Genomic DNA, 24,575 nt, shown 5'->3' on the forward strand with positions numbered 1-24,575 from the left:
GGTACCTTTTTAAGATGGTATACTCCAGCTTCCGAATTAAGATCGGAGAAGGTCACTAATTATAAATTTCATGAAAAAAAAACGGCCGCCCCAGAATCTGGGGCGGCCGTTTTGGTTACTACCGAAGCGAGTGCCGCAAGAATTACTTCTGCGACAGCATGCTGCCGCTGCTTTCCTTCAAGCGAATCAGGTTCAGGGCCGAGCCGGCTTTGAACCACTCAATTTGACCCTCGTTGTAGGTGTGGTTGAGGGTAATGAGGTCGGTGTCGCCGTCGGCGTGGTGCAGGCGGGCCTGCAGGGGCTGGCCGGGGGTGAAGGTGGTGAGGCCGAGGATGTCGATGAGGTCGGCTTCTTCAATCAAGTCGTAGTCGGCCTTGTTGGCGAAGGTGAGGGCCAGCATCCCCTGCTTTTTCAGGTTGGTTTCGTGGATGCGCGCAAAGCTCTTCACGATGACGGCGCGCACGCCGAGGTGGCGGGGCTCCATGGCGGCGTGCTCGCGGGAGGAGCCTTCGCCGTAGTTTTCATCGCCCACTACCACGGTGCCAATGCCCATGCTCTTGTAGGAGCGGGCGGCCTGCGGCACGGTGGTATAGCCGTCGCCCTGGGTCACGAAATCCTTCACCTCGTTCACGCGACCATTGAAGGCGTTGGTAGCCCCGATGAGCATGTTGTTGGAGATGTTGTCCAGGTGGCCGCGGTATTTCAGCCACGGGCCGGCCATCGAGATGTGGTCGGTGGTGCACTTGCCCTGCGCTTTGATGAGCAGGCGCAACCCTTTCAGGTCGGTGCCTTCCCAGGGCTTGAAGGGCTCGAGCAGCTCGAGGCGGTCCGACTCGGGGCTCACCAGTACCTGCACGCGGCTGCCGTCGAGGGCGGGGGCCTGGAAGCCGGCGTCTTCTACGGCAAAGCCGCGGGGGGGCATTTCCACGCCCACCGGCTCGTCAAACATCACCGGGCCGTTGGTACCGGGGAGGGTGTCGGTGAGGGGGTTGAAGGTGAGGTCGCCGGCAATGGCGAAGGCCGTCACGATTTCGGGCGAAGCCACGAAGGCGTGGGTGTTGGGGTTGCCGTCGTTGCGCTTGGCAAAGTTGCGGTTGAAGCTCGTGATGATGGAGTTCTTGCGCTTGGGGTCGTCGGTGTGGCGGGCCCATTGGCCGATGCACGGACCGCAGGCGTTGGCGAGTACCACGCCGCCCATTTCGGCGAAGGTGTCGAGGAGGCCGTCGCGGGCCACGGTGTAGCGCACCAGCTCCGAGCCGGGCGTCACCGTAAACTCGGCGTTCACGTGCAGGCCCTTGGCCACGGCCTGCTTGGCAATGGAAGCGGCGCGGGTGATGTCTTCGTAGCTCGAGTTGGTGCAGGAGCCGATGAGGCCAACCTCCAGCTTCTCGGGCCAGCCGTGCTCTTTCACGGCGGCAGCAAACTGCGAAATGGGCCAAGCCGCGTCCGGCGTGAACGGACCGTTCACGTAAGGCTCCAGCTCGCTGAGGTTGATTTCGATGAGCTGGTCGTAGTACAGCTCGGGCTGGGTGTACACCTCGTCGTCGGCGCGCAGGTGCGCGGCCACGGCCGCGGCGGCCTCGGCGATTTCGGCCCGGCCGGTGCCGCGCAGGTAGTCGCCCATTTTCTCGTCGTAGGCAAACACCGACGTGGTGGCGCCGATTTCAGCGCCCATGTTGCAGATGGTGCCTTTGCCGGTGCAGCTCAGGCTTTCGGCGCCCTCGCCAAAATACTCCACGATGGCCCCGGTGCCGCCCTTCACGGTCAGGATGCCGGCTACTTTCAGAATCACGTCTTTGGCCGAAGTCCACCCGCTGAGCTTGCCGGTCAGCTTCACGCCAATCACCTTAGGGAACTTCAGCTCCCAGGCCATGCCGGCCATTACATCCACGGCATCGGCACCGCCCACGCCGATGGCCACCATGCCCAGGCCGCCCGCGTTGGGGGTGTGCGAGTCGGTGCCAATCATCATGCCGCCGGGGAAGGCGTAGTTCTCGAGCACCACCTGGTGGATGATGCCGGCGCCGGGCTTCCAGAAGCCGATGCCGTATTTATTGGAAACCGAGGCCAGGAAGTCATATACTTCCTTGTTCTCGGCGTTGGCTTCGGCCAGGTCGGCGGTGGCGCCGTCTTTGGCCTGAATGAGGTGGTCGCAGTGCACGGTGCTGGGCACGGCGGCCGTGGGCTTGCCGGCCTGCATGAACTGGAGCAGCGCCATCTGAGCCGTGGCGTCCTGCATGGCTACGCGGTCGGGGGCAAAGTCGACGTAAGAAACCCCGCGCTCGTAAGCGTGCTTAACTTCGCCCCCGTAGAGGTGGGCGTAGAGGATTTTCTCGGTGAGGGTGAGCGGGCGCGCCACCGCGGCGCGGGCCGCCTCGATGCGGGAACCCATGCCGGCGTATACCGCGCGAATCATTTCCAGGTCGAAAGCCATAGGATACGTATTAATAAGAGTGGTTGCGCAAATGTAGTACCTGCGCCAAGTTGTACCTAGCCGCAATACGCTAATACCGGTATTGACCGATGCTGGTAGTCTTAACGTAGGGTAGCGGGGCAGCGTTGGGCTGGCTGCGGGCAGTGCGCTGCCCGGGGCCCGCTCAGCCGCCGATGCCATTGGTAACAACTTAATGGCTCCGCTAATAGTTGTGTGGCGCTGCCGGCGCCGCCGGCATTCCGTTCGCACTTTTGCATTACTTATGACTACGACCTCCCTTCGCGTACTGGCTGCGGCCACCACCGGCCTGAGCCTGCTGGCCAGCTGCGATTCATCTTCCTCCAAAAAAGAAACCGCCGATACCCGCGCGGCCGATGCCAGCGCGGCCGCACCCGCCGGCCTCGCGCCCGGCCACTGGGATGGCTGGGTGCGGGCCCAGAACAAGGCCATCCACTTCGAGTTTGAGGTGGCCGTGGAAAACGGCAAGCCGGTGGTGTACCTCATCAACAAAGGCCTGGGCGGGGCCGAGCGCCTGCGCTGCGACGAAATCACCTCGGCCGGCGACTCGACCACCATCCGCTTGCACGTGTTTGATGCCGCGCTGGTGATGCGCCCCGACGGCGCCGACAAGCTCGCGGGCACCTGGGTAAAGTACGACGCCAAAACCCCGTACCGCGTGCCGGTAGTGGCCCTGCACGGCGAGCGGCCCCTGCCCGTGGCCCAGCCCAATACGCCAAACTACACCGGCACCTGGCGGGCCACGTTCACCGAAGCCGATGGCAACACCTACCCGGCCGTGGGCATTTTTAAGCAGGACGGCGCGGCCATCACGGGCACGTTCCTCACCACCACCGGCGACTACCGCTACCTCTCGGGGGCGGTGCTGCCCAGCGGCCTGGGCCTCTCCACCTTCGACGGCAACCACGGCTTTTTGTTTCAAGCCACCAAGCTGCCCAACGGCACCCTCAAGGGCGACTTCTACTCGGGCAAAGCCGGCCACGAAACCTGGACCGCCGTGCTCGACCCCAAAGCCAAGCTGCCCGACGCCGACACCCTGACGTACATGAAAAAGGGCGAATCCCAGCTCAACTTCAAGTTCCCCAGCGTGTTTGAGGGCGGCGTGGTGGAGCCCAGTGCCCCCAAGTACCGCGGCAAGGTGGTGGTGATTCAGCTGCTGGGCTCGTGGTGCCCCAACTGCATGGACGAAACGGCTTATTTGGCACCGTGGTACGACAAGAATAAGAGCCGCGGCATCGAGGTCATCGGCCTGGGCTACGAGCGCAGCCCCGACTACAAGGTAGCCTCGGCCCGCCTGCGCAACCTGCGCGAGCGGTACCACATCAACTACGAGCTGGCGGTAGCCGGCGTGTCCAACAAGGATTCGGCGGCCAAATCCTTGCCGCAGCTGGCGAAAGTGCTGGCCTTCCCCACCACCATTTTCCTGGATAAGAAAGGCAACGTGCGGAAGATTCACACCGGGTTTGCCGGCCCGGGCACGGGCAAATATTACCAGGAAGAAATTGCCGGCTTCAACCGCGAAGTAGACAAGCTGCTGAAAGAATAACACAAAAGCCAAAAAGAAGATGTAAATTGTAATTGACCGTTACACAGCAGCTTACCGCCTAAACTCCCCTTGCTATATAGGGAAATAAGGCAGTAGCTGGGGTGGGGCAATTCATTTACCCTTCTTCTTTCTGGCCATGAAAAACCTCCTGGTTCCCACCGACTTCTCGCCCGAGGCGCACTATGCCTACGAGGTAGCCCTGCAGCTGGCCAAGCACACGCAGGGCACCGTGATATTGCTACACGTGCTGGAAGCCCTCGGCGACGGTGGGGGCGGGTTCAGCACCGTGGGGGGACCGGTGGGCGGCAACAGCTTCAACCAGACCTTCCCGATACGACTGATTGAGGCCACCAAGCGCCGCATGCAGGCCCTCCGGGACGAAGCCCGGCAGCGGGTGCCGGGCGTGCCAGTGCTGGACTCCATCAAAATCGGCACCGTGGGCGACAGCATCCTCAAGGCCATTAAGCGGCACAACATCGATATGGTGGTGATGGGCGCCCGCCGGCACGGCGACCTGAGCCACGTGTTCTGGAGTTCGAACACCGAGCGCATGATACGGCTGGCGCCCTGCCCGGTGCTCACAGTCAAGCACCAGCACGCGCAGTTTGAAGCCCGCACCATTGTGTTTCCGTCCGACTTTTCGGAAGAAGCCGCACGGGCCCTCGACGGCCTGCGCCACGTGCAGGAGTTCTTCCCCAACGCCGAGCTGCACCTGCTGCACGTGGGCACGGGCGATGAAAAGGAAGCCGCCCGGCTACAGCAGCAAATGCAGGAATTTGCCCGGCAGCACCACCTCAGCAATTGCAAAACCGTGGAGGTGGGCGCCACCCGCACCAGCAAGGGCATTGAGGAATACGCCCAAAACGTGCACGCCGACCTGGTCGTGATGCCCACGCACACCCACTCGCTCCTGGGCAACCTCCTGCACACCAGCATTGCCGAAGCCGTGGCTACCCACGCCTTCCCGCCGGTGCTCACCTACCATTACCAGTAGCGCCGTGTAGCGCGGACTCGCAACGCCCGCGCTACACACCTACCGCAAGCGCAGCCGCACCCGGAAATCGTTTTTGGGGCGCAGCGTAATGAGCGGCTGCATGGTCACGGCGGGCTGGCCTTCCACCCACTCCACCTCGAACTGACGCAGCAGCGCCAGCGTCACGAGCTGCATTTCGGTGAGCGCAAACTGCATCCCGATGCACAGGCGCGGCCCGCCGCCGAAGGGCACGTAGGCGAAGGGCTGCAGCGCGCGCGCCTGGCCCGGAGCAAAGCGCGCGGGCCGAAACTCGTGCGGGTTAGCCCAATATTTCGCGTCGTGGTGCAGGCCGTAGAAGTAGAGCGAAAACAGCGTGCCTTTGGGAATGTGCAGGCCCTGGTAGTGGTCGTCGGCCAGGGCCACGCGGTCTACCATCCAGGCGGGCGGGTAGAGGCGCATGGCTTCCTGCACGGCGTAGAGGGCACGGCCCAAGCGCGGCAAGTCGTCGAAAGTTGGGCTGCGACCGGCCAGCACGGCCTCTGTTTCGGCGCGGATGCTGGCGGCTTCCTCGGGGTGGTGGGCCAGCAGATAGATCAGCCAGGTAAGGGCGTTGGCGCTTGTTTCGTGGCCGGCAATGAGCAGAATGAGGGCTTCGTCGAGCACGCGGTCGGGGGTCATGGGCTCGCCGGTGTCTTCGTAGCGCACGTCGAGCAGCATCTGCAGCAGGTCGTCGGGCGGGGTGGCGTTGGGCTGGGCATTGGCCTGCTGGCGCTGCGCGATGTAGCGGCCCAGCAGCGCCCGCAGCTCTGCCGAGAGCGCATCGTGGTACCGGAACCGGCCCCGGAGCCGAAACCAGGGCTTAAGGTAGGGCTGCCGAATGGAGCGCACGAAAAACGCCTGAATCTCGGTAATGAGTTGGGCCAACCGGTCGAGCTCCGCTTCCGGAAAGTTGGTGCTGAACACCGACCGGGCGATGATGCGGAAGGTGAGCCGGGTCATCAGCTCGTGCACGGGCACGGCCACCGCCCCTCCCCCACCGGCTGCCTGGGCCGCGAGTGGCGCCAGCGTTTCGGCCGTTATTTCCTGCATCAGCCCGGTGAGGCCCGCCACCCGCTGCCGGTGAAACCCGGGCTGGATGAGCCGACGCTGGCGCAGCCAGTCGGGCCCCTCGTTGGTGAGCAGGCCGTGGCCCACGTAGCGCGAAAACCCCTGGGTAAACTTCGATTTGGCGTAGTTGCGGCTGTTTTTCTGCAGCACGTGCTGCGTCAGGCCGGCGTCGCGGGTAAGGATGCTTTTCTCCACTCCGCCAATGAACAGCTCCACCGTGTCGCCGTAGCGGGCCAAGGTGGCATCGAGCACCGGCAGCGGGTCTTTGGCCAGCGCAAACGAGCGCAGCAGGGAGCGCCAGCGCGGCACCCGCGGCAACGAAAACGGAGCCACTGCTTTTTCTAAGGTTTCTACTTCGCCCATGATACTGCTGGCCGCAACCAGATGCGGCCGCCAAAAATAACCACCGACACGGGTGAGCTCATCTTTTTTCAAACCAGCCGCGTAAAGCCAACCGGGCACTGGCCCGGCCGCATCTTATCACGTTCCCTAAACACCATTTACCCTATGTGGATTCAGCAAAAAGACCACTCGCCCGCCCCGCTCGAGGACCTGCAAGGCCGCACCGTGGGCCTCAAGTTTAAGTGCTCTAAGTGCCACACCGAAATCTTCACCGATCTCATTGGCGTGCCCTCCCCCAACGACCAGGCCGACTCACCAGCCCACGCAAGCAACCATGAGATTGAAGAAGTAAAATGCCCCACCTGCGGCATGCTCCACACCCTGGAAGTCGACAGCACCTTCGACGGCGTGACGTTTAAAGTAAGCAACGCTAAGCACGTGAGCTACCAGGTATCGGAGTAGAACTCTCTGTCATTGCGAGGAGGCACGACGAAGCAATGACAGAGAGTTCTACTCCAGACACTTTCTTAAGTGAAAAGCCCCGGTCCTGAGCAGTACCGGGGCTTTTCACTTTATTGGGCTGGTCGCGGAGAGAGGACGGATTGCCGCGCTGCGCTCGCAATGACAAACGCCTCCGGGGCAATCAGTGGTCTATTTCTCCCGCTCTATCGTGTAGTTAATCAGCTGCTCGAGCGAGGTGCGGCTGGGCGACTCAGGGAAAGTGTGCAGGATGGTGAGGGCCTCGTCGCGGTACCGTTTCATGGTGGCAATGGCGTAATCGAGCCCGCCGGATTTCTTCACGAATTCAATGACCTGCTGCACCCGGTCGCGGTGGCCGTCGTTGTTTTTTACGTTGAAGATAACCTTGCGCTTTTCCAGCCAGCCGGCCTGCTGCAGGGCATAAATCAGTGGCAGCGTCATCTTCTTTTCCTTGATGTCGATGCCCACCGGCTTGCCTATTTCGGCGGTGCCGTAGTCGAACAAGTCGTCTTTGATTTGGAAGGCAATGCCCACCTTTTCGCCAAACAAGCGGGCCCGCTCAATCACCTCTTTGTCGGCCCCCACGGAGGCGGCGCCCACGGCCGTGCAGGAGGCAATAAGGGACGCGGTTTTCTGCCGGATGATGTCGAAATAAATGTCCTCGGTGATGTCGAGTTTGCGGGCTTTTTCGATTTGTAACAGCTCGCCTTCGCTCAACTCGCGCACGGCGTTGCTCACGATTTTCAGCAGGTCGTAGTCGTCGTTTTCCAGCGCCAGCAGCAAGCCGCGCGAGAGCAGGTAGTCGCCGACGAGCACGGCAATTTTATTTTTCCACAGGGCATTGATGGAAAAGAAACCGCGGCGGTAGTTGCTCTCGTCCACCACGTCGTCGTGCACGAGGGTGGCGGTGTGCAGTAGCTCAATGAGGGCGGCACCGCGGAAGGAAGCTTCGGGCAGCGGGTCGCCGGTGGCGGGCTCGGGGCGGGTGGCGCGGGCCGTGAGAAACACGAACATCGGCCGGATTTGCTTGCCCTTGCGCTTCACGATGTAGCCCATTATCTTGTCGAGCAGCAGCACCTTGGTGCGCATCGACTGACGGAACTTGTGCTCAAACTCTTCCATTTCGGCCGCGATGGGGGCCTGAATCTGGTCGAGGGAGAAAGTGGAGGTGTGGGGCATTGCGGCGACAATGATACGGCAGAACCGTGGAGAGCCCTGCCCGCCGGGCCCGAACCTTTCGGGGCCGTTGCCGATTGTAACCAAAATAATGACCAATCGGCTGGCCCTCGCCCCTACCTTCGCGCCATGCTCACTCATTCGTCTTTCCTGCTCAGCGGCCACGGCCACGGCCGCGCTTTCGAGGCCGACGCCACCTACCGGGCCGATGGGCACCCAAAGCCGGTGGTGCTTTTCGTGCATGGCTTCAAGGGGTTCAAAGACTGGGGCCACTTTCCGCTGCTGGCCGATTTCTTTGCCGAGCGGGGCTTTGTCTTTGTGAAGCTGAACCTCTCGCACAACGGCATTGTGGTGGGCGGCACCGGCGACCTTGAGGATTTAGAGGCCTTTGGGCGCAATAATTTCAGCATAGAGCTCGACGACATTGGGCAGGTTATCGACGCGCTTTTTTCGCCCGGCGCCACGCCCGTACCCGCCGCCGAGATCGACCTGCAGCGCTTCTTCCTGGTGGGCCACAGCCGGGGCGGCGGGCTGGTGCTCCTGAAAGCCGCCGAAGACCACCGCGTGCGCGCCCTGGCCACCTGGGCCGGCATTGCCGACGTCGACCAGCGCTGGCCCCAGGCCGTGCTCGACGAGTGGCGGCGCGCCGGCGTGCTGCACGTGCCCAACACCCGCACCGGCCAGCAGCTGCCGCTGAACTACCAAATCCTGGAAGACTACCTCGCCAACCGCCCGCGGCTCGACATTCCGCACAACGTGCGCCGCCACGTGCGCCAGCCCCTGCTGGTGGTGCACGGCGACGAAGACGAAACCGTGCCCCTGGAAGCTGCTCACACCCTGCACCAGCTTAAGCCCGACGCCGAGCTGCTGGTAGTGCCGGGCGCTATGCACATGTTTGGCGGCGCGCACCCCTGGCCGGAAGCCACCTTGCCCGAACCCGCGCGCATTGTAGCCGAGCGCACGGCCGAGTTTTTCAAACGCCAGCAGTGAGCACCACGGCCACCGCTTATCTACTTTTGGGCAGCAACCTGGGCGACCGCGCGGCCCTGCTGCAGGAGGCCCGGGAGCAACTGGCCGCCACGGCGGGCAACATCCTGGCCGCATCGGCGCTCTACGAAACCGCGGCCTGGGGCCTCGAAGACCAGCCGGCCTTTCTCAACCAGGCGCTGGCCATCCAGACGGCGCTGCCGGCCGGGCAGCTCCTGGCCCAATGCCTGGCCGCCGAGCGCCAAGCTGGCCGCGAGCGGCGCGAGCGCTGGGGCAGCCGCACCCTCGACGTGGACATCCTGCTCTACGGCCCCGAAATAATAGCCCAACCCGGCTTGGCGGTGCCGCACCCCCGGCTGGCCGAGCGGCGCTTTGCGCTGGTGCCGCTGGCGGAAATAGCGGCTCAACTGCTGCATCCTGAGCTGGGGTTGAGCATAGCCCAACTGCTGGACCAGTGCCCCGACCCGCTGCCGGTGCGGCCGTGGCCGGGCAATTTGTAGGCGGCAGGTCTTACCCACTGGGTACCAGACAAAACAACGAGGATAGGGAGCAACTTACGATGCTGAACCGGCCCAGCTGCCCCCAAACGAGCAACTGGCGCTGACCTTCATCACTATTCGGGCATTGGCTTGTACAAAGCCGACTGCCAGTGCGTAGATTTACCGAACCCGGCTGGCAGCGCTATAGCAGTAGCAGGCTGGCCGTTAGGCTCCGTTTTGTAAGGGCGGCGGGCGGCACTTTTCCTTCCGAGAACCCGCTTACCTGCCCGTCCACTCACTCGCCCCACTATGCCCGCAGAGCTGTTGCATCTTGCCCACCCGAGTACCAGCGCTTCTTCCCTGCATGCATCTGAGCCCGGCCAGCCGGCTGGCCTGGTTCGCCGGAGCCCGGCCGGGCGGGTGCGGCCGGCGTTGGGCTGGCTGCTTACGCTGCTACTCCTGCTGCTGAGCGGCGCGGCCACTTCGGCGCTGGCGCAAGGCATGCCGCCCCCGGAGTGCGCAGCCGATGAGAAGTTTGCCAACACCTGGTACTTCGGCTTTAAGGCGGGGCTGGACTTCAACCAGGCCTCGGCCGACTCCCTGCCGAAGGTGCTTACCAACGGGGCGATGGATGCCCCCGCCGGCTCGGGGGTGATGTCGGACAAGGACGGCAAAATTCTCTTTTACAGCAACGGCGAAACCGTGTGGAACGGCGACGGCACCGTGATGACCAACGGCACGGGGCTGGCAGGCAACCGCTTCACCACCGACGGCCCCCTGCCCATCCGAAAGCCGGGCATCACGCAGCCGGGCCAACCGACGCGCTACCTGCTCTTCACCCTGAAAGATACCGTGGGCCTGAGCTACTCGGAAATCGATATTCCCGCCGGTGGTGGACCGGGTACCGTCATCGCCGCTACCAAAAACACGCCCCTGGCCCGCGGCACGGCGGAGAAGATAACGGGCGTATTTCATAAAAACGGCTGCGATATCTGGGTTATCACGCACGGCTGGGGCGATGCCAAGGCCGGCAATAACAACCGGGGCGACGCCTTTCTGGCCTACCGCGTAACCGTGGCGGGTGTACAGCCTGTTCCCATTATTTCGCCCATCGGCAGCCTGCACGCGCCAAGGATAGCGCCCCTGGGCTACAAAGGCCAGATGAAAGTAACCCCCGATGGCCAGCGGCTAGCCCTGGCCCGCTACAGCGAAGCGGTAGGCGACAGCAGCAGCACCGTCGAGCTGTTTGGGTTTGATACCGGCACGGGCCAGGTGAGCGCCAACCCACAGGTCCCATTCATCGTGGACAAGGGCGAAGGGAAATACTATGGGGTGGGGTTTTCGCCCGGCCGCTATCTCTATGCCACGGTGCGCAACCCGCCCAAGCTGCTGCAATTTGATATCAGCGGCAATGGGCCGGTTACCAGAAAGGATATTCCGCTCAAGCAGAAGACCCCGGCCGACCTGGGCTCGCTGCAGGCCGCGCCCGATGGCAAGATTTACGTGGCCCGCGACAACCAGCCCGCGCTGGGCGTAATCCCCTACCCCGACTCGCTGGGGGCCAAGGTTCGCTACGCCGATGACAGCCTGCGGTTGGGCGGCCGCCTGAGTGGCCTGGGCCTGGTCAACTTCAATCAAAGCTCCCTGCTGCGTGTGGGGCCGAGTGCGCAGATAACGGGTTGCCGGCAAATCGCATTCAAGGCCCCGCCCATTGACTTTGATAAGAAGGTCTATGCCTGGACGTTTGGCGACGGTGCCACCTCCGCCGATGAGAATCCCGTTCATATTTACGCTACGCCCGGCAACTACACTGTCACGCTACGCATCACGACCGAGTGCTTTTGCCGCGAAAGCTCGGGCATTATCCAAGTGCCGGACTTGCCCAAGCCGGGTAGCATTGCGGCTCCCCAAACGCTGTGCGCTGGAAAAGCGCCGGCCCTGCTTACCAGTGCTACCAATGCTTCGGGCGATGCCGGCCTCCCGCTCGTCTACCAGTGGGAATCATCAACGGATAACGCCACCTTCACCCCTATCGGTGGGGCTACCGGGCCAACTTACCAGCCAGCGGCAACGCTGCCGGCCGGCACTACTTATTTCCGGCGGAGCGTGCAACTGCTTCTGCCTGACCGTTCCGGGCCTTACTGTACCTCTACCCAAACTGCTTCGGTAGCCATCACGGTCTTACCCGCTCTGACGGCCGGCACCATCGCCGCCGACCAAACCGTGTGCGCCGGCACCGCGCCCGCCCCGCTCACCAGCACCGCGCCGGCCACGGGCGGCACCGGCACGTTTGCCTATCAGTGGGAAGCTTCAAATGATAACATCACCTGGACGGCCATTTCCGGCGCTAACAACGACGCCTTCACGCCCGGCCCGCTCACGGTTACCACCTTGTTTCGGCGCCAGGTGCGCTCCGGCGCCTGCACCACCCCACCCTCCAATGTAGTGACGCTTACCGTGGTGCCGGCCCTGACGGCCGGTAGCATTGGGACCAACCAAACCGTCTGCGCCAGCGGTACCGCCGCTTCCCTCACCAGTGAAACCCCAGCCACCGGCGGCGCGGGCACCATCGCCTACCAGTGGGAGTCATCGGCAGATAACGTGACCTGGGCGCCCATCGCCGGGGCCACCGGCCCAACCTACGCACCGGGCCAGCTGAATTCGACCACCTACTTCCGGCGCCGTTCGAGCTCGGGCAGCGGCTGCGCACCGGTCTTGTCCAATGTCGTCGCCATCACCGTCCTCCCAACCCTAACGGCCGGCACCATCGGCGCCGACCAGACACTGTGCCCTGGCACTCCCCCGACGCCGTTGACGAGCACGGCAGGAGCCAGCGGTGGCAGTGGCAGCTTCAGCTACCAGTGGGAATCTTCACCGAATAATTCGAGCTGGACGCCCATTGCTGGCGCGACCAGCTCAACTTTTGCGCCTGGTCCGCTCGCGGCTACCACTTACTTCCGGCGCAGCGTGACGTCGGGGGTTTGCGGGCCCGAGTACACACCATCCGTGACCCTGACGGTGCTGCCGGTGCTGACCGCGGGCAGCATTGCGGCCGACCAAACCATCTGTGCGGGGGCCCCACCGGCGCCGCTCACCAGCGCCACGGCGCCCGGCGGCGGTACGGGCACGTTTGTGTATCAGTGGGAATCTTCGCCCGATAACACCACTTTCACGGCCATCGGGGGGGCCACTAGCGCCGACTATGCGCCCGGCCCGCTTACGGCCACAACTTACTTCCGCCGTCGGGTGACGTCGGGGACTTGCGGGCCCGAATTCTCGGCTTCGGTTAAGATAACCGTATTGCCAGCGGTAACGGCCGGTAGCGTTGCCGCTGACCAAACCGTGTGCCCCGGGGTTGCTCCGGCGCCGCTAAGCAGTACGGCCCTGGCGAGCGGCGGCACGGGCGCTTTTGCCTACCAGTGGGAATCCTCCCCAGATAACACAAACTGGTCGGCCATAGGCGGCGCTACCAGCCCAACTTTTGCGCCGGGGCCACTCACAGCCACCACCTACTTCCGGCGGCGAGTCACGTCCGGAACCTGCGGGCCTTTATCGTCCAATGTCGTCGCCATTACCGTGCTCCCGGCCCTTACGGCCGGCACCATCGCCGCCGACCAGGCTATTTGCATTGGCGCCACTCCGGCCCCGCTCAGCAGCACGGCCGCGGCCGGTGGCGGCACCGGCAGCTTCAGCTACCAGTGGGAATCTTCGCCGAACAACAGTTCCTGGACCGCCATTCCGGGCGCTACTGGCTCAACTTTCGCGCCCGGCCCGCTCACGGCTACTACGTATTATCGGCGCCGCGTAACGTCAGGGACTTGCGGACCGGAGTATTCGCCTTCCGTGGCCATAACGGTATTGCCGGCGCTGACCGCCGGTAGCATTGCGACCAACCAAGACATCTGTGCTGGGGCTACGCCGGCGCCGCTCACCAGCACGGCTGGGCCTGGCGGCGGTACCGGCACGTTTGTGTATCAGTGGGAGGCATCGGCAGATAGCACAAACTGGAGCGCAATAAGCGGCGCGACCAGCCCAACTTTTGCGCCGGGCCCGCTCTCGGCTACTACCTATTTCCGGCGCCGGGTGACGTCGGGCACCGGCACCTGCTCCACGCAGGTTTCCAACGCGGTGGCGGTGCGGGTGCAGCCCATCGTGACAACCGGCGTGACCCTGGCGGCCCCGCCCGTGCAGTGCGCCGGCACGGCCCTGACCTTTACGGCCGTGCCTACCAACGCGGGCACGGCGCCCACGTTCCGCTGGCTTGTTAACAACGTGGCCGTAGCGAGCGGGCCCACATTCACCAGCAGCACGCTGGTCACCGGCGACGTGGTTCGCGTGGAGCTGACGCCCACGGCGGGGCTGTGCAGCACCGGCCCGGCGGCGGCCTCCGTGACGGTGACGCGTACGCCCACGCCGCTGCCCACGCTCGCCATTGCCGTGCAGCCGGGCGGGCCGGTTTGCCCGGGCGAGCCGCTGACGTTCAGCATCACAAGTATAACCGAAGCCGGCCCGGCTCCTACTTATCAGTGGCAGGTGAATGGCAACGACGTGGCGGGAGCCACAAACTCGGTATTTACCAGCACAACCCTGCGCGACGGCCAGACCGTGACGCTGCGCCTGCGCACGGCCAATTTGTGCGGGCAGCCCGTCACAGCCGTTTCCAATAGCGTAGCGGCGCGCATTCTTCCGCCGGTTGACGTGGATGCCGGCCCCGATAAGGAGATTCTGGCCGGCACTTCCGTGGTGCTAGATGGCAGCGCCGATGGCAACTACCCCGTGACGTGGACACCGACGGTGGGGCTGAGTTTTCCGGGCAATGACCGGCTGCATCCCATTGCCTCGCCCACCGTGACCACGACCTACACCATCACGGGCGGTACCGGCGGCTGCGCCGACTCCGACCAGGTGACCGTGACTGTGCGCCCGCCCATCCGTATTCCCAATGCCTTCACACCCAACGGCGATGGCCGCGACGACACCTGGCAGATTGAGTTCATCGAGCAATTCCCCGACAATACGGTGAGCGTGTTCAACCGCTGGGGCAACCGGATTTTCTCGGCCAATAATTACAGCCGGGCCAATGAGTGGCGCGGCGACATCAATGGGCAGCCCGCGCCGGTGGGCACCTACTACTACGTCGTCGTCACGAAGGGCCCGCTGGGCAGGTCCTACAGCGGGTCGATTACGATTTTGTATTAACCAGTTCCTGCAAAGAAAAACGTCATGCAGAGCGCAGCGAACCTGAGGTCGGCGTAGCCAAGCATTTTTACCGCAGTAGTAAACCCAATCGTCTGTCATGCTGAGCCTGCGAAGCATCTTCTCACGGCTCAACGACTCGTGCTGACCTGATAAGATGCTTCCTGCGTCAGCATGACAAGAGGCGCGGTAAAGATGCTGCGCTCTGCATGACAGTTACTTCATTCCTGCTGACTCTACCTACACTCTTTTGAACAGACAATAAGCTCATTACTGCTATGAAAAGAGTCCTACCGCTATTGCTGCTCCCGCTCCTGTTCCTGGCCAGCGCGCCGGCCCAGGCCCAGCAGCAGGCGCAGTACAGCCAGTACATGAATAATAATTACATCCTCAACCCGGGCACCACGGGGGTGGAGGATTATATCGACGTCAAGTTCAGCTACCGCACTCAGTGGACGGGCCTGGAAGGGGCGCCGAAAACCTACTACGCCAGCGCCAGCTCCTCGCTGGGCAAATGGCGCAGCACCCCCAAGCGCACCATCCACGACCGGCGCCGGCCGTTTCACGCAATCGGCGGCCTCGTGTACAACGATGTGACCGGCCCCACGAGCCGGACGGGCGCCTACCTTTCCTACGCCTATAACATAGTCTTGATGCCCGACCTCCGGCTGGCGCTGGGCATGTCGGCCGGCATGCAGCAGTTTGCCGTGGATGGACAGCAGCTGCACTTCTTCGACCCCACAACCCGGGCCGCCAGCGCCGCGTCGCGGGTGCTGGATGGGTCGATTGGTGCGTGGCTGTACAGCTCCCGGTTTTACGTGGGCGTATCGGGTGCGCAGCTGCTCGGCAATCGGCTCAACTTCGCATACGGGCCCGGCTCGCTGGAGGCCGGCACGGGCAACACGCTGAAGCGGCACTACTTCGCCACGGCCGGGGTGCGCGTGCCAATCAACGACGACTGGTCGCTGGTGCCGTCGGTGCTAGTCAAGGCCGTGAAACCGGCGCCGCTCTCGGTCGATATCAACGCCAAGCTCAAGTACCAGGACCTGCTGTGGTTCGGCGCGTCTTGGCGGGCCTTCGATTCGGCCGTGGCGATGGTGGGCCTCAGCTACGAGCAGTACACGCTGGGCTATTCCTACGATGCGGGCCTCTCCGAACTAGCCGGTTACCACGGCGGCAGCCACGAGGTACTGGTGGGGCTGCGCATCAAGAAAAAAGCCCAGATAGTGTGCACCAACCGGTTCTGGTAGGGCGCGGCCAGCGCCCTACGGCTAATGCGCCGAAGTCCAGCCCAATGGCGGCAGTTGGCGCAGGGCCGCCGCGTTGCTGATGCTGCGGCCCGCGGCATACGCCAACCACACTCCCACCACGGCGACTGCTAGCCCGAAACCCCAGCGTCGGCGCAAAGATGGTGCTTCAAACCAGCGCCCCATTCTGCGGAGCACTAACAGGATAACCGGCCCAAAAAGCACGCTAACGTACCGCTCGGCATCATAGAGCCCAGACGCGCTGCGGGTGAACGTGGTGGCAATAATCAGCAGCAGGATGAAGAAGCTGCTGCTCACCCACAAGACTCTTGGGAAGCGCTTTGGCCACGGAGAAGCCTCAATCGGAGCCTTCATTTCCGGAGCCTCCGCTCCCACCGGGCCCGACGACTTGGGCCACAGCCAGGCCAGCAGCCCTACCAGCGCCAGCGCCCAGATGATGGGCACCTCCGGCCGCCACGCTGCCCGCACCGGCGCCAGCCAGCGGCTCAACACAAACCCATAGTCGGCCGTTGAGCTAAAAAACTGCGCCCAGCCGCGATTGAGGCGGTAAACGGTGGGCGCCGCGATGAGCAGGGCGTAAACGTGCCAGGCAATGCCCCCGAGGACGCTTAGCGCTAAGTGTCCCGCCAGTGGCAGCCACTGCTTGCGCAACAGGCTTTTCCATTCCAGCAGCAAGCCCAGGGCCACGCCCGCCAGCAGAAAAAAGCCAGGGGTGCGGTGCAACGGCAGCAGAAACCCCAGCGCGGTGGCCAGCCCCCACCACTGCCGCTGCCGCGTGTGCAGCCAGCGAAACAAGGCCAGCACATAGCCCGCTACCAACGCCAGAAACACAACTTCGCCCCACACAAACTTGCTCACCACCAGCCAGGGCGTGCTTAGGGCCAGGGCCCAGGGCAGCACCAGCGCCCAGCCGGCCGGAAGCAGCCGTCGGCCCAGCTGGCTCCAGGCCAGCAGGCTTAGCCCAAGAGCAAGGCCGTGGAGCAGGCGCAACGTGCCCAGGCTCCCGCCCAGCGCCACCAGCACCGGGTACAGCGGCGGCCAGTAGCGGTAGGTCGAGCCATCGGGGTTGAGCAGGTGGCCCGCGGTGCGCAGCGTACCGGCCGCGTGCAGGTAAAAGCCCGAGTCGGCGGTGCCGGCCAGGCCCGGCGCAGTAGCCCAGGCGAAGAGTGCCAGCTGCGCCAGCACCGCCAGCCCCACCGACCACTCGAACCACCGCCGCACGCGCGCCGGCCCCGTTGCGCTAAGCACCCCTACCCGATGGCAGCGGTGGGCACAATTTTCTTCACCAGCCCTTGCAGCACCTTGCCGGGGCCGCACTCCACAAATTCGGTGGCACCGTCGGCGGCCATTTGCTGCACGGCCTGAGTCCAGCGCACGGGCGCGGTGAGTTGGCGCAGCAGGTTGGCCTTGATTTCGGCCGGCGACGAGTGGGGCAGCGCATCCACGTTCTGGTACACGGGGCAGCGGGCCTCGCCGAAGGTGGTTTTCTCGATGGCTTCGGCCAAGGCGGCGGCGGCGCTTTGCATCAGGGGCGAGTGGAAGGCGCCGCCCACGGGCAGCGGCAGGGCCCGCTTGGCGCCGGCGGCTTTCAAGGCTTCACAAGCCCGGGCCACGCCCTCGGCCGAGCCGGAGATGACGAGCTGGCCGGGGCAATTGTAGTTGGCGGCCACCACCACGTGGCCGGCAGTGGTGATTTCCTGGCAAATGCGCTCCACGGTGCTGTCGTCGAGCCCCAGGATGGCGGCCATGGTGCCCGGCTGCTCCTCGCAGGCAGCCTGCATGGCCTGGGCGCGGCGCGCCACCAGCCGCAGGGCGTCTTCGAAGCGGAGCACGCCGGCGGCTACCAAGGCCGAAAACTCGCCTAGGGAGTGGCCGGCCGTCATGGCGGGCTGCAGCTCGGGGCGGGCCACAAATTGAGCTACCGAATGCACGAAAATGGCCAGCTGGGTCACGTCGGTGCGGCGCAGGTCCTCGTCCGAGCCCGTGAACATGATGTCGGTCAGGCTAAAGCCCAGGATGTCGTTGGCTTGGGTGAGCAGGGCGCGGGCGTCCAGGTTCTGGTCGAACAGCTCGCGGGCCATGCCCGGAAACTGGCTGCCCTGGCCGGGAAAAATGACGGCGGTTTTAATGGATTCGGAGGCGCTGGTGGGGTTCACGAGGAGGCGGGATTGTAAATGGAAAGGCAATAGTGCGGCCCAACGGCCGGCCAACTACGGTTGTGGTTGGGGCTGCAAGCTGCACAAAAGCGGCCAACCCCACAAATCAAGACGAAAAAGGCCGCTTCGATGGAAGCGGCCTTTTTCATTCTAGCTCAAGCTCAAACCCTGGGTTAGCGCACTATCTCGACCCAGCCCTTGTAGGTTCGTTTGGTATTGGCAAAGTCGGCAAACTCTACCTCCGCCAGGTAGTAATAAATGCCATCGGCCACCTTGGCGCTACGGCCCGCTTCGCTCACGGGCCCGCCGCCGTCCCAGTTGATGAGCACGCGGTCGGCGGCCGTGGTCGTGTTCTCGAAGACCTTGACGCCCCAGCGGTTGAAGGCCTGGAAGTGGATGCGCCGGATGGGGCTGTAGTTCTTGGGCCGGAACACGGCGTTCTGGTTGTCGCCGTTGGGGGTGAAGATGTTGGGCAGCTTGAAGAAGACACAATTGTCCTGGCAGGCCACGTTGCTCGTGTCGCTCACCAGCCCGCCCGGGGCCACGGCCTGCACGGCGTAGCAGCCGCCGGAAAACTCCAGGTCGGCGTGCGTGTACGAAGTCTGCGCGGTGGTGGCCAGCAGCGTGAACGGGCCCGTGGGCGTGGGGCGGTAGTAGAGGCGATACGAAGCGATGGTGGCGTCGCAGCCGGCCGGCAAGGCGCTCAGGCGCCAGCTCAGGCGGTTACTGTAGCGCTGGGTCAGGGTCGGGAACTCGGCCAATCCGGCCAGGCTGTCGCAGTTCGTTGCCCGCAGCGAAAGCACCGGCTTGCACGGCGGCGAGATTAGCACGGAACACTGTTCCTGGCTCTTGTTCAGCAAGGAGCTGAGGTAGCCCGTAGGATTATACTGGCCCTCCGTGCGCACGTAGTAGCAATAGGTCTGCCCTTTCACCAGGGTCGTGCTCTTATCCACGTAAGTGCCGCCCGTGGCACCCGTGGGGGCCGTGGCAATCTGCACAAAAGCGCTGCCCGGCGTACCGGCCCGGCGGTAGATAACGACCGGCTTGGCCGAATTATCCCAGGGCACATTGTAGGTCCAGCTCACCGTAAAGGCTGTGGGCGGGTTGTTGGGCAAGGCCGTGACGCGCACACTGCTGGCTGGGCCCGACGTTTCCTTTACCTGTGGGCGGCCGTCGCTGAACGTGCGGATGAAGTCCAGCTTGTAGGTGTACTGCAGGTCCTGGGTGTTCAGGTTGGTGTCGATGTAAGCCGTGTCGGTGAGGGCCGTGAAGGTGCGTACCGGCGCATAGGTAGTCGGCGCCAGCCCTTCGCCGCGCGACAATACATAAGAGAGCGCGCCATCCTGGACGGTACCCGCGGCGGCGCGCGGCAGCGTCCAGCGCACGGCGATGCGCCCGGTGGTAGTGCTGGTTTCTTCCACGTCAACGTTTTTCAGCAGCGCCGCGCGGCCACTAAAGCCCGCGCAGGCCTCCGCCGAGGCAATGCTGGCGCCGCCCGCAGGCAGCGGAAACTCGGCGTAGATGCGGTAGCAGTAGGTTTTGCCGCGGTCCAGCCCTTGGTTTACCCCGCCCGCCGATACGTTATTGTCGATGAAGGAAGTTGCAGAAGCGGCCACCGAACCAACTAGGGTGTAGCCCCACGCGGCCGGAATGCCGGTCTCGCAGGGGCCGGGCACCACGCTCGACGAATTCTCCCGCCGGTAGATGTAGATGCGCGAAGCATTGGCGCATTGGTAGGTGTTCCAGGTCAGCAGAGTCCGGTTGATGCCGGTGCTGGCATCGGGTACGGCTTTCAGGTTTTGGGGAGCAGGCCCGATGACGGTGATGCGCCAGGTTTTCTCGTCAATCAGCGGCGGGTTGGTGGGCGAGCCGCCGCTGCCGGCATTGTCCTGGGCCTTGAACACGACCAAGTAAGGCAGGCGGGCCACGTTGTTGCAGTCGGTTTGCCAGGAGAACGTACCCTGGGCCACCGGCGGCCCTTGGGTGGTCTGCCGGAACGTAGCCGGGGGAATGATGCCCGAGTACGCAAACAAGCTGATGGGTGTCGGAGCTGTGCTGCCCGGCGCTTCGCCGTCAATGGCCGAGACCTGGCCCGTGACGGGCTGCCCCGCTATCACGCAGATGTCGGCTGGAATCGTCAGCGTCGGCCGCAGGTTGTTGGTGGCCGAAACGGTGATTTCCATGTCGCGAATCACCTCGCCAATCAGGCGCCGGCCCAACGGTGTGCGCCGCCACTCCTCCACCACCATGGCCACGTTGTAAATGCCCGCCTGCACCGGCGCATTCCACGTGATTTGGCCGGTGTTCACGTCCTGCACGAAGATAGCGGCGTCGCCTGCCTTGCCGGGCGGGGTTCCGTTGTAAGCAACCTGAATCGGCGGCGTGCCGGGGGTCACTAGAGGGTCATTGGGGTAACGATAGTTTGAGACCGTTAGCGGCACCGGCTTGTTGTCGCCGGTAGCGCCGGGGCAGGGCGGCGCTATCACGTCCTCTGAGAGCAAGGCATTTTTCTGACAGGTGCGCAAGTGGAAAGAAAGCGAGTCGCCGTCGGCATCGTACGCAGCGGGGTTGTGCAAAAACACTTGGCTCACGGCCCCTTTGTCCACGGCCGGAGCCGTAAGCACAGGCGAGTGGTTGAGCCCCAGAGCCGGGTCCAGGGTGATGCGCGTGCTGATGTAGAACGACTGGTTAATGGAGTTGTCCATGTTCAGCACCCCGCCAATGCGGTTTTCGCCGATGAAGCTGACGGTGTAGCTGCCGGCCGAAGGAAAAGTGTGCTCAAACAGGTAAATGTTGAGGCTGGTATCGGAGCTTCCCGGCACAGGCCGCTCGCCGCCCAGGCGGGGTACGCCGGGCGAGCAAGTCGAGGTGCCGTCCCCAAAAAAGATGATGGCCGAGGGCTGCTTGGTGGTCGATGCCGTTTTGGTGTAAAGCACCATCTTGAAAAACACCCGCCGGGGGTTGGGGTTGGCCGTGGTATCGACCTTGGCCTGAATGTCGCCCGCCCGGATGTGGCTGGCCCAAGCGGCCTGCGGCAGCAGGCTCAGCCCACTCAGCACCACCAATACCAGCAGCGCCACCCGCATTAAACCCCTGACCCAAAGCAGCGTAAATAGTATCATACCAACCTAATGAAGTAGGAAAAGAAGTGTGTCCGAAACTGCCCAATGCCCTTTCCGGCTTTCCGGCGAATGACCGCAAAGCCAGCAGGAAGCTTGAAAGTAAACAGTAATGGCGTGTTCGCAAGCCCACAACCGGCCAACTACCTCGGCAGTTGTAACAGCAGGCTGAGCAAAACCCGCAAACCCGCACAAATCAAGCCCAAAAAAGGCCGTTCCTGCAGGAACGGCCTTTTATTTTTATATACCAAATGGTTGATACGTCAGCGCACCACTTCCACCCAGCCCTTGTAGGTTCGTTTGGTGTTGGCAAAGTCGGCAAATTCGACTTCGGCCAGGTAGTAATAGATGCCGTCCGATACCATGGGCGCCGTGCCCCCACCCGCTTCGCTCACGGGCCCGCCGCCGTCCCAGTTGATGAGCACGCGGTCGGCGGCCGTGGTCGTGTTCTCGAAGACCTTGACGCCCCAGCGGTTGAAGGCCTGGAAGTGGATGCGCCGGATGGGGCTGTAGTTCTTGGGCCGGAACACGGCGTTCTGGTTGTCGCCGTTGGGGGTGAAGATGTTGGGCAGCTTGAAGAAGACACAATTGTCCTGGCAGGCCACGTTGCTCGTGTCGCTCACCAGCCCGCCCGGGGCCACGGCCTGCACGGCGTAGCAGCCGCCGGAAAACTCCAGGTCGGCGTGCGTGTACGAAGTCTGCGCGGTGGTGGCCAGCAGGGTGAACGGGCCGGTGGGCGTGGGGCGGTAGTAGAGGCGATACGAAGCGATGGTGGCGTCGCAGCCGGCCGGCAAGGCGCTCAGGCGCCAGCTCAGGCGGTTACTGTAGCGCTGGGTCAGGGTCGGGAACTCGGCCAATCCGGCCAGGCTGTCGCAATTCGTCGCCCGCAGCGAAAGCACCGGCTTGCACGGTGGGCTGGTGAGCACCAGGCACTGGATTTGGCTCCGGTTCAGGAGCGAACTGAGGTAACTGACGCCTGGGTACTGGCCTTCGGTCTGCACGTAGTAGCAGTAGGTTTCGCCCTTGCGCAAAGCCGGGTCGTTGTCTTGGTAAGTGCCGCCGGTGGCGGTGGTTGGGGCGGTGCTAATGCGCGTGAAGCCGCCCGTGTTGCCGGTACGGCGGTAAATAGCCGCTGGCTTCGCCGTGTTGTCCCAGGGCACATTGTAGGTCCAGCTCACCGTCACGCCCGTGGCGGCCACGTTGGCGGGCACGGCCGTGGTGCGCACGCTACTGGCCGTGGGCGCCGCCTCCCGGATGGGGGCCCGGTTATCGGACGGCGGGAACGTGCGCACAAACTCCAGCTTGTAGGTAAACTGCTTGTCCTGCGTGTTGATGCCGGTATCGGTAAAGCACGTATCGGCCAGCGTCGTGATGGTGGCCACCGTAGTAAAAGTGGTCGGCGCCTGCCCTTCCCCACGCGAGAGCACATAGCTGGGGGTGCCGTCGAGGGTGGTGCCGGGGGCCTGGCGCGGCTTGGTCCAGCACACCTGGATTTGCCCGGTGGTCACGCCGGTGTTCTCCACGTCCACCTTCACCAGCCGGGAGGCGGCGCCGGGGAAGGAAGTGCAAGCCTCCTGCGAGGCTATGCTGGCTCCACCCGCTGGCAGTGGGAACTCGGCGTAGATGCGGTAGCAGTACGTCTGGCCCCGGTCGAGGCCCAGCACCGTGCCGTTGGAGCTGGTGTTGTTGTCGGTGAAGGTGGTGGCATTGGCTGGCACGGAGCCTACCAGCGTGTAGCCTGCCGAGGGTGGAATCCCGGTTTCGCAGGGCCCGGGCTGGAAGCTAGACGGGTTTATTTTTCGGTAGATGTAGATGCGCGAGGCGTTGGCGCACTGATAGGTGTTCCAGTCCAGCCGCACACTGTTTGGGTTGGTGCCCGTGCCCACCGTGGGAGTGGCCCGCAGGTTTTGGGGAGCAGGCCCGATGACCGTAATGCGCCAGGTCTTCTCGTCAATCAGCGGCGGGTTGGTGGGTGAGGGCGTAGGAGTATCCTGCGCCTTAAACACGACCAGGTAAGGCAGGCGGGCGACGTTGCTGCAGTCGGTTTGCCAGGAGAACGTGCCCTGGGCCACCGGCGGCCCGCTGGCCGTTTGCCGGAAGGTGGCCGGGGGAATAATGCCCGAGTACGCGAACAAGCTGATGGGCGTCGGGGCCGTGCTCCCCGGCGCTTCGCCGTCAATGGCCGAAACCTGGCCCGTGACGGGCTGGCCAGCAATCACGCAGATGTCGGCCGGGATAGTCAGGGTTGGCCGGATGTTATTCGTAGCCGACACGATTATCTGCATGTCGCGAATGACCTCGCCAATCAGGCGCCGGCCCAGCGGCGTGCGTCGCCACTCTTCTATCACCATCGCCACGTTGTAGAACCCCGGCTTGACCGGCGCATTCCACGTAATTTGGCCGGTGTTCACGTCCTGCACAAAGATGGCTGGCGCGCCTATCACGCCGGGCGGTACGCCGTTGTAGAAGACCTGCACCGGCGGGTTGCTGCTTCCGGTAATGATGGGGTCGTTGGGATAGTGGAAGTTAACGGTAGTTTGGGGAGCCGGCTGGTTGTTGCCAGTACCGGCACCAGAGCCTGCGCAGGGCGCCCCCCCCACTGTCCCATCAATGCCGGCCGGCACCCACTGGCTGCTGCGCAGGTGGAAGGCCAGCGAGTCGCCGTCGGCATCGTACGCAGCGGGGTTGTGCAAATACACCTGGCTTACTCCGGCTTTGTCTACGGCCGGCGCGGTGAGCACGGGCGAGTGGTTGAGGCCCAGGGCCGGGTCCAGCGTGATGCGCGTGCTGATGTAGAACGACTGGTTGTCGGACTGGTCCATATTGAGCACGCCCCGGTTGCGGTTTTCGCCGATGAAGCTGACGGTATAGCTGCCGGCCGAAGGAAAGGTGTGCTCAAACAGGTAGATGTTGAGGCTGGTATCGGGACTGCCCGGGATGGGCCGCTCGCCACCCAGGCGGGGTATCCCGTCTTTGCAGCTCGACGTGCCGTCGCCAAAAAAGATGGTCGCGGTGGGCTGTTTCACACTCGACGCGTTGTCGGTATACAGCACCATCTTGAAAAACACGCGCCGGGGGTTGGGGTTGGCCGTGGTGTCGACCTTGGCCTGAATGTCGCCCGCCCGGAGGTGGCTGGCCCACGCCGCCTGCGGCAGCAGGCCCAGCCCCGCCAGCATAACCAGCACTACCCGCGCCAGCCCCCATACCCGAGGTAGTGTAAAGTGTATCATACCAGCCTGATAACAAGTAAAAACAAGTACAGCTCAAGTCCTGACCGCCGCCACCAGACCGCAG

The 24,575-nt window shown here is 63.8% G+C and carries 14 protein-coding genes; 7 read left to right on the forward strand and 7 right to left on the reverse strand.

The genetic code is table 11. The annotated features are described in order from the left end of the window. Positions 1 to 142: 142 nt before the first annotated feature. Complete coding sequence (locus tag AUC43_RS18060; RefSeq protein WP_068196969.1) at positions 143 to 2,434, reverse strand: aconitate hydratase; 2,292 nt, start codon at positions 2,432 to 2,434, stop codon at positions 143 to 145. A 262-nt stretch (positions 2,435 to 2,696) separates the two neighbouring features. On the opposite strand from AUC43_RS18060, the gene AUC43_RS18065 reads away from it, so the two are divergent. Together AUC43_RS18065 and AUC43_RS18070 are read left to right on the forward strand one after the other, a co-directional pair. Continuing rightward, positions 2,697 to 3,998, forward strand: coding sequence for a TlpA disulfide reductase family protein (locus AUC43_RS18065; RefSeq protein ID WP_071885964.1), 1,302 nt, complete (start codon positions 2,697 to 2,699; stop codon positions 3,996 to 3,998). 136 nt (positions 3,999 to 4,134) lie between these two features. Continuing rightward, a complete protein-coding gene (locus AUC43_RS18070) occupies positions 4,135 to 4,992 on the forward strand; it encodes a universal stress protein (RefSeq protein ID WP_068196972.1) in 858 nt (285 codons plus the stop codon). 39 nt (positions 4,993 to 5,031) lie between these two features. Here AUC43_RS18070 and AUC43_RS18075 read toward each other — a convergent pair whose 3' ends face one another. Next, positions 5,032 to 6,441, reverse strand: a complete 1,410-nt coding sequence (locus AUC43_RS18075) for a cytochrome P450 (protein ID WP_068196975.1) — start codon at positions 6,439 to 6,441, stop codon at positions 5,032 to 5,034. Between the two features lie 144 nt (positions 6,442 to 6,585). On the opposite strand from AUC43_RS18075, the gene AUC43_RS18080 reads away from it, so the two are divergent. Beyond that, entirely contained in the window at positions 6,586 to 6,882 is a 297-nt protein-coding gene (locus AUC43_RS18080) for a hypothetical protein (protein WP_157781163.1), read from the forward strand. A gap of 189 nt (positions 6,883 to 7,071) precedes the next feature. Here AUC43_RS18080 and AUC43_RS18085 read toward each other — a convergent pair whose 3' ends face one another. Next, positions 7,072 to 8,079, reverse strand: coding sequence for a polyprenyl synthetase family protein (locus AUC43_RS18085; protein ID WP_068196981.1), 1,008 nt, complete (start codon positions 8,077 to 8,079; stop codon positions 7,072 to 7,074). A gap of 126 nt (positions 8,080 to 8,205) precedes the next feature. On the opposite strand from AUC43_RS18085, the gene AUC43_RS18090 reads away from it, so the two are divergent. From AUC43_RS18090 to AUC43_RS18105, 4 genes are all read left to right on the forward strand, one after another. Next, positions 8,206 to 9,066 carry an alpha/beta hydrolase family protein gene (locus AUC43_RS18090; protein ID WP_068196984.1) on the forward strand — a complete coding sequence of 287 codons (861 nt, stop codon included), beginning with the start codon at positions 8,206 to 8,208 and terminating at the stop codon, positions 9,064 to 9,066. Then, on the forward strand, positions 9,063 to 9,563 hold the full coding sequence (folK, locus tag AUC43_RS18095) for a 2-amino-4-hydroxy-6-hydroxymethyldihydropteridine diphosphokinase (protein ID WP_068196988.1): 501 nt from the start codon (positions 9,063 to 9,065) through the stop codon (positions 9,561 to 9,563). Before AUC43_RS18090 ends, folK begins: the two co-directional genes overlap by 4 nt. A 288-nt stretch (positions 9,564 to 9,851) precedes the next feature. After that, entirely contained in the window at positions 9,852 to 14,741 is a 4,890-nt protein-coding gene (locus tag AUC43_RS18100; protein WP_068196991.1) for a T9SS type B sorting domain-containing protein, read from the forward strand. A 275-nt stretch (positions 14,742 to 15,016) separates the two neighbouring features. Further along, complete coding sequence (locus AUC43_RS18105; protein ID WP_071885965.1) at positions 15,017 to 15,988, forward strand: PorP/SprF family type IX secretion system membrane protein; 972 nt, start codon at positions 15,017 to 15,019, stop codon at positions 15,986 to 15,988. A gap of 21 nt (positions 15,989 to 16,009) precedes the next feature. Here AUC43_RS18105 and AUC43_RS18110 read toward each other — a convergent pair whose 3' ends face one another. The 4 genes from AUC43_RS18110 to AUC43_RS18125 form a co-directional block, all read right to left on the reverse strand. Further along, complete coding sequence (locus AUC43_RS18110) at positions 16,010 to 17,254, reverse strand: hypothetical protein (protein WP_157781164.1); 1,245 nt, start codon at positions 17,252 to 17,254, stop codon at positions 16,010 to 16,012. A 2-nt stretch (positions 17,255 to 17,256) separates the two neighbouring features. Continuing rightward, complete coding sequence (gene fabD / locus AUC43_RS18115) at positions 17,257 to 18,135, reverse strand: ACP S-malonyltransferase (protein ID WP_071886131.1); 879 nt, start codon at positions 18,133 to 18,135, stop codon at positions 17,257 to 17,259. Between the two features lie 200 nt (positions 18,136 to 18,335). Then, complete coding sequence (locus AUC43_RS18120; protein WP_082685198.1) at positions 18,336 to 21,284, reverse strand: T9SS type B sorting domain-containing protein; 2,949 nt, start codon at positions 21,282 to 21,284, stop codon at positions 18,336 to 18,338. Between the two features lie 260 nt (positions 21,285 to 21,544). Next, a complete protein-coding gene (locus tag AUC43_RS18125; protein ID WP_099092908.1) occupies positions 21,545 to 24,511 on the reverse strand; it encodes a T9SS type B sorting domain-containing protein in 2,967 nt (988 codons plus the stop codon). Between the last annotated feature and the right edge of the window lie 64 nt (positions 24,512 to 24,575).

The organism is Hymenobacter sedentarius (assembly GCF_001507645.1).
Lineage (GTDB): Bacteria > Bacteroidota > Bacteroidia > Cytophagales > Hymenobacteraceae > Hymenobacter > Hymenobacter sedentarius.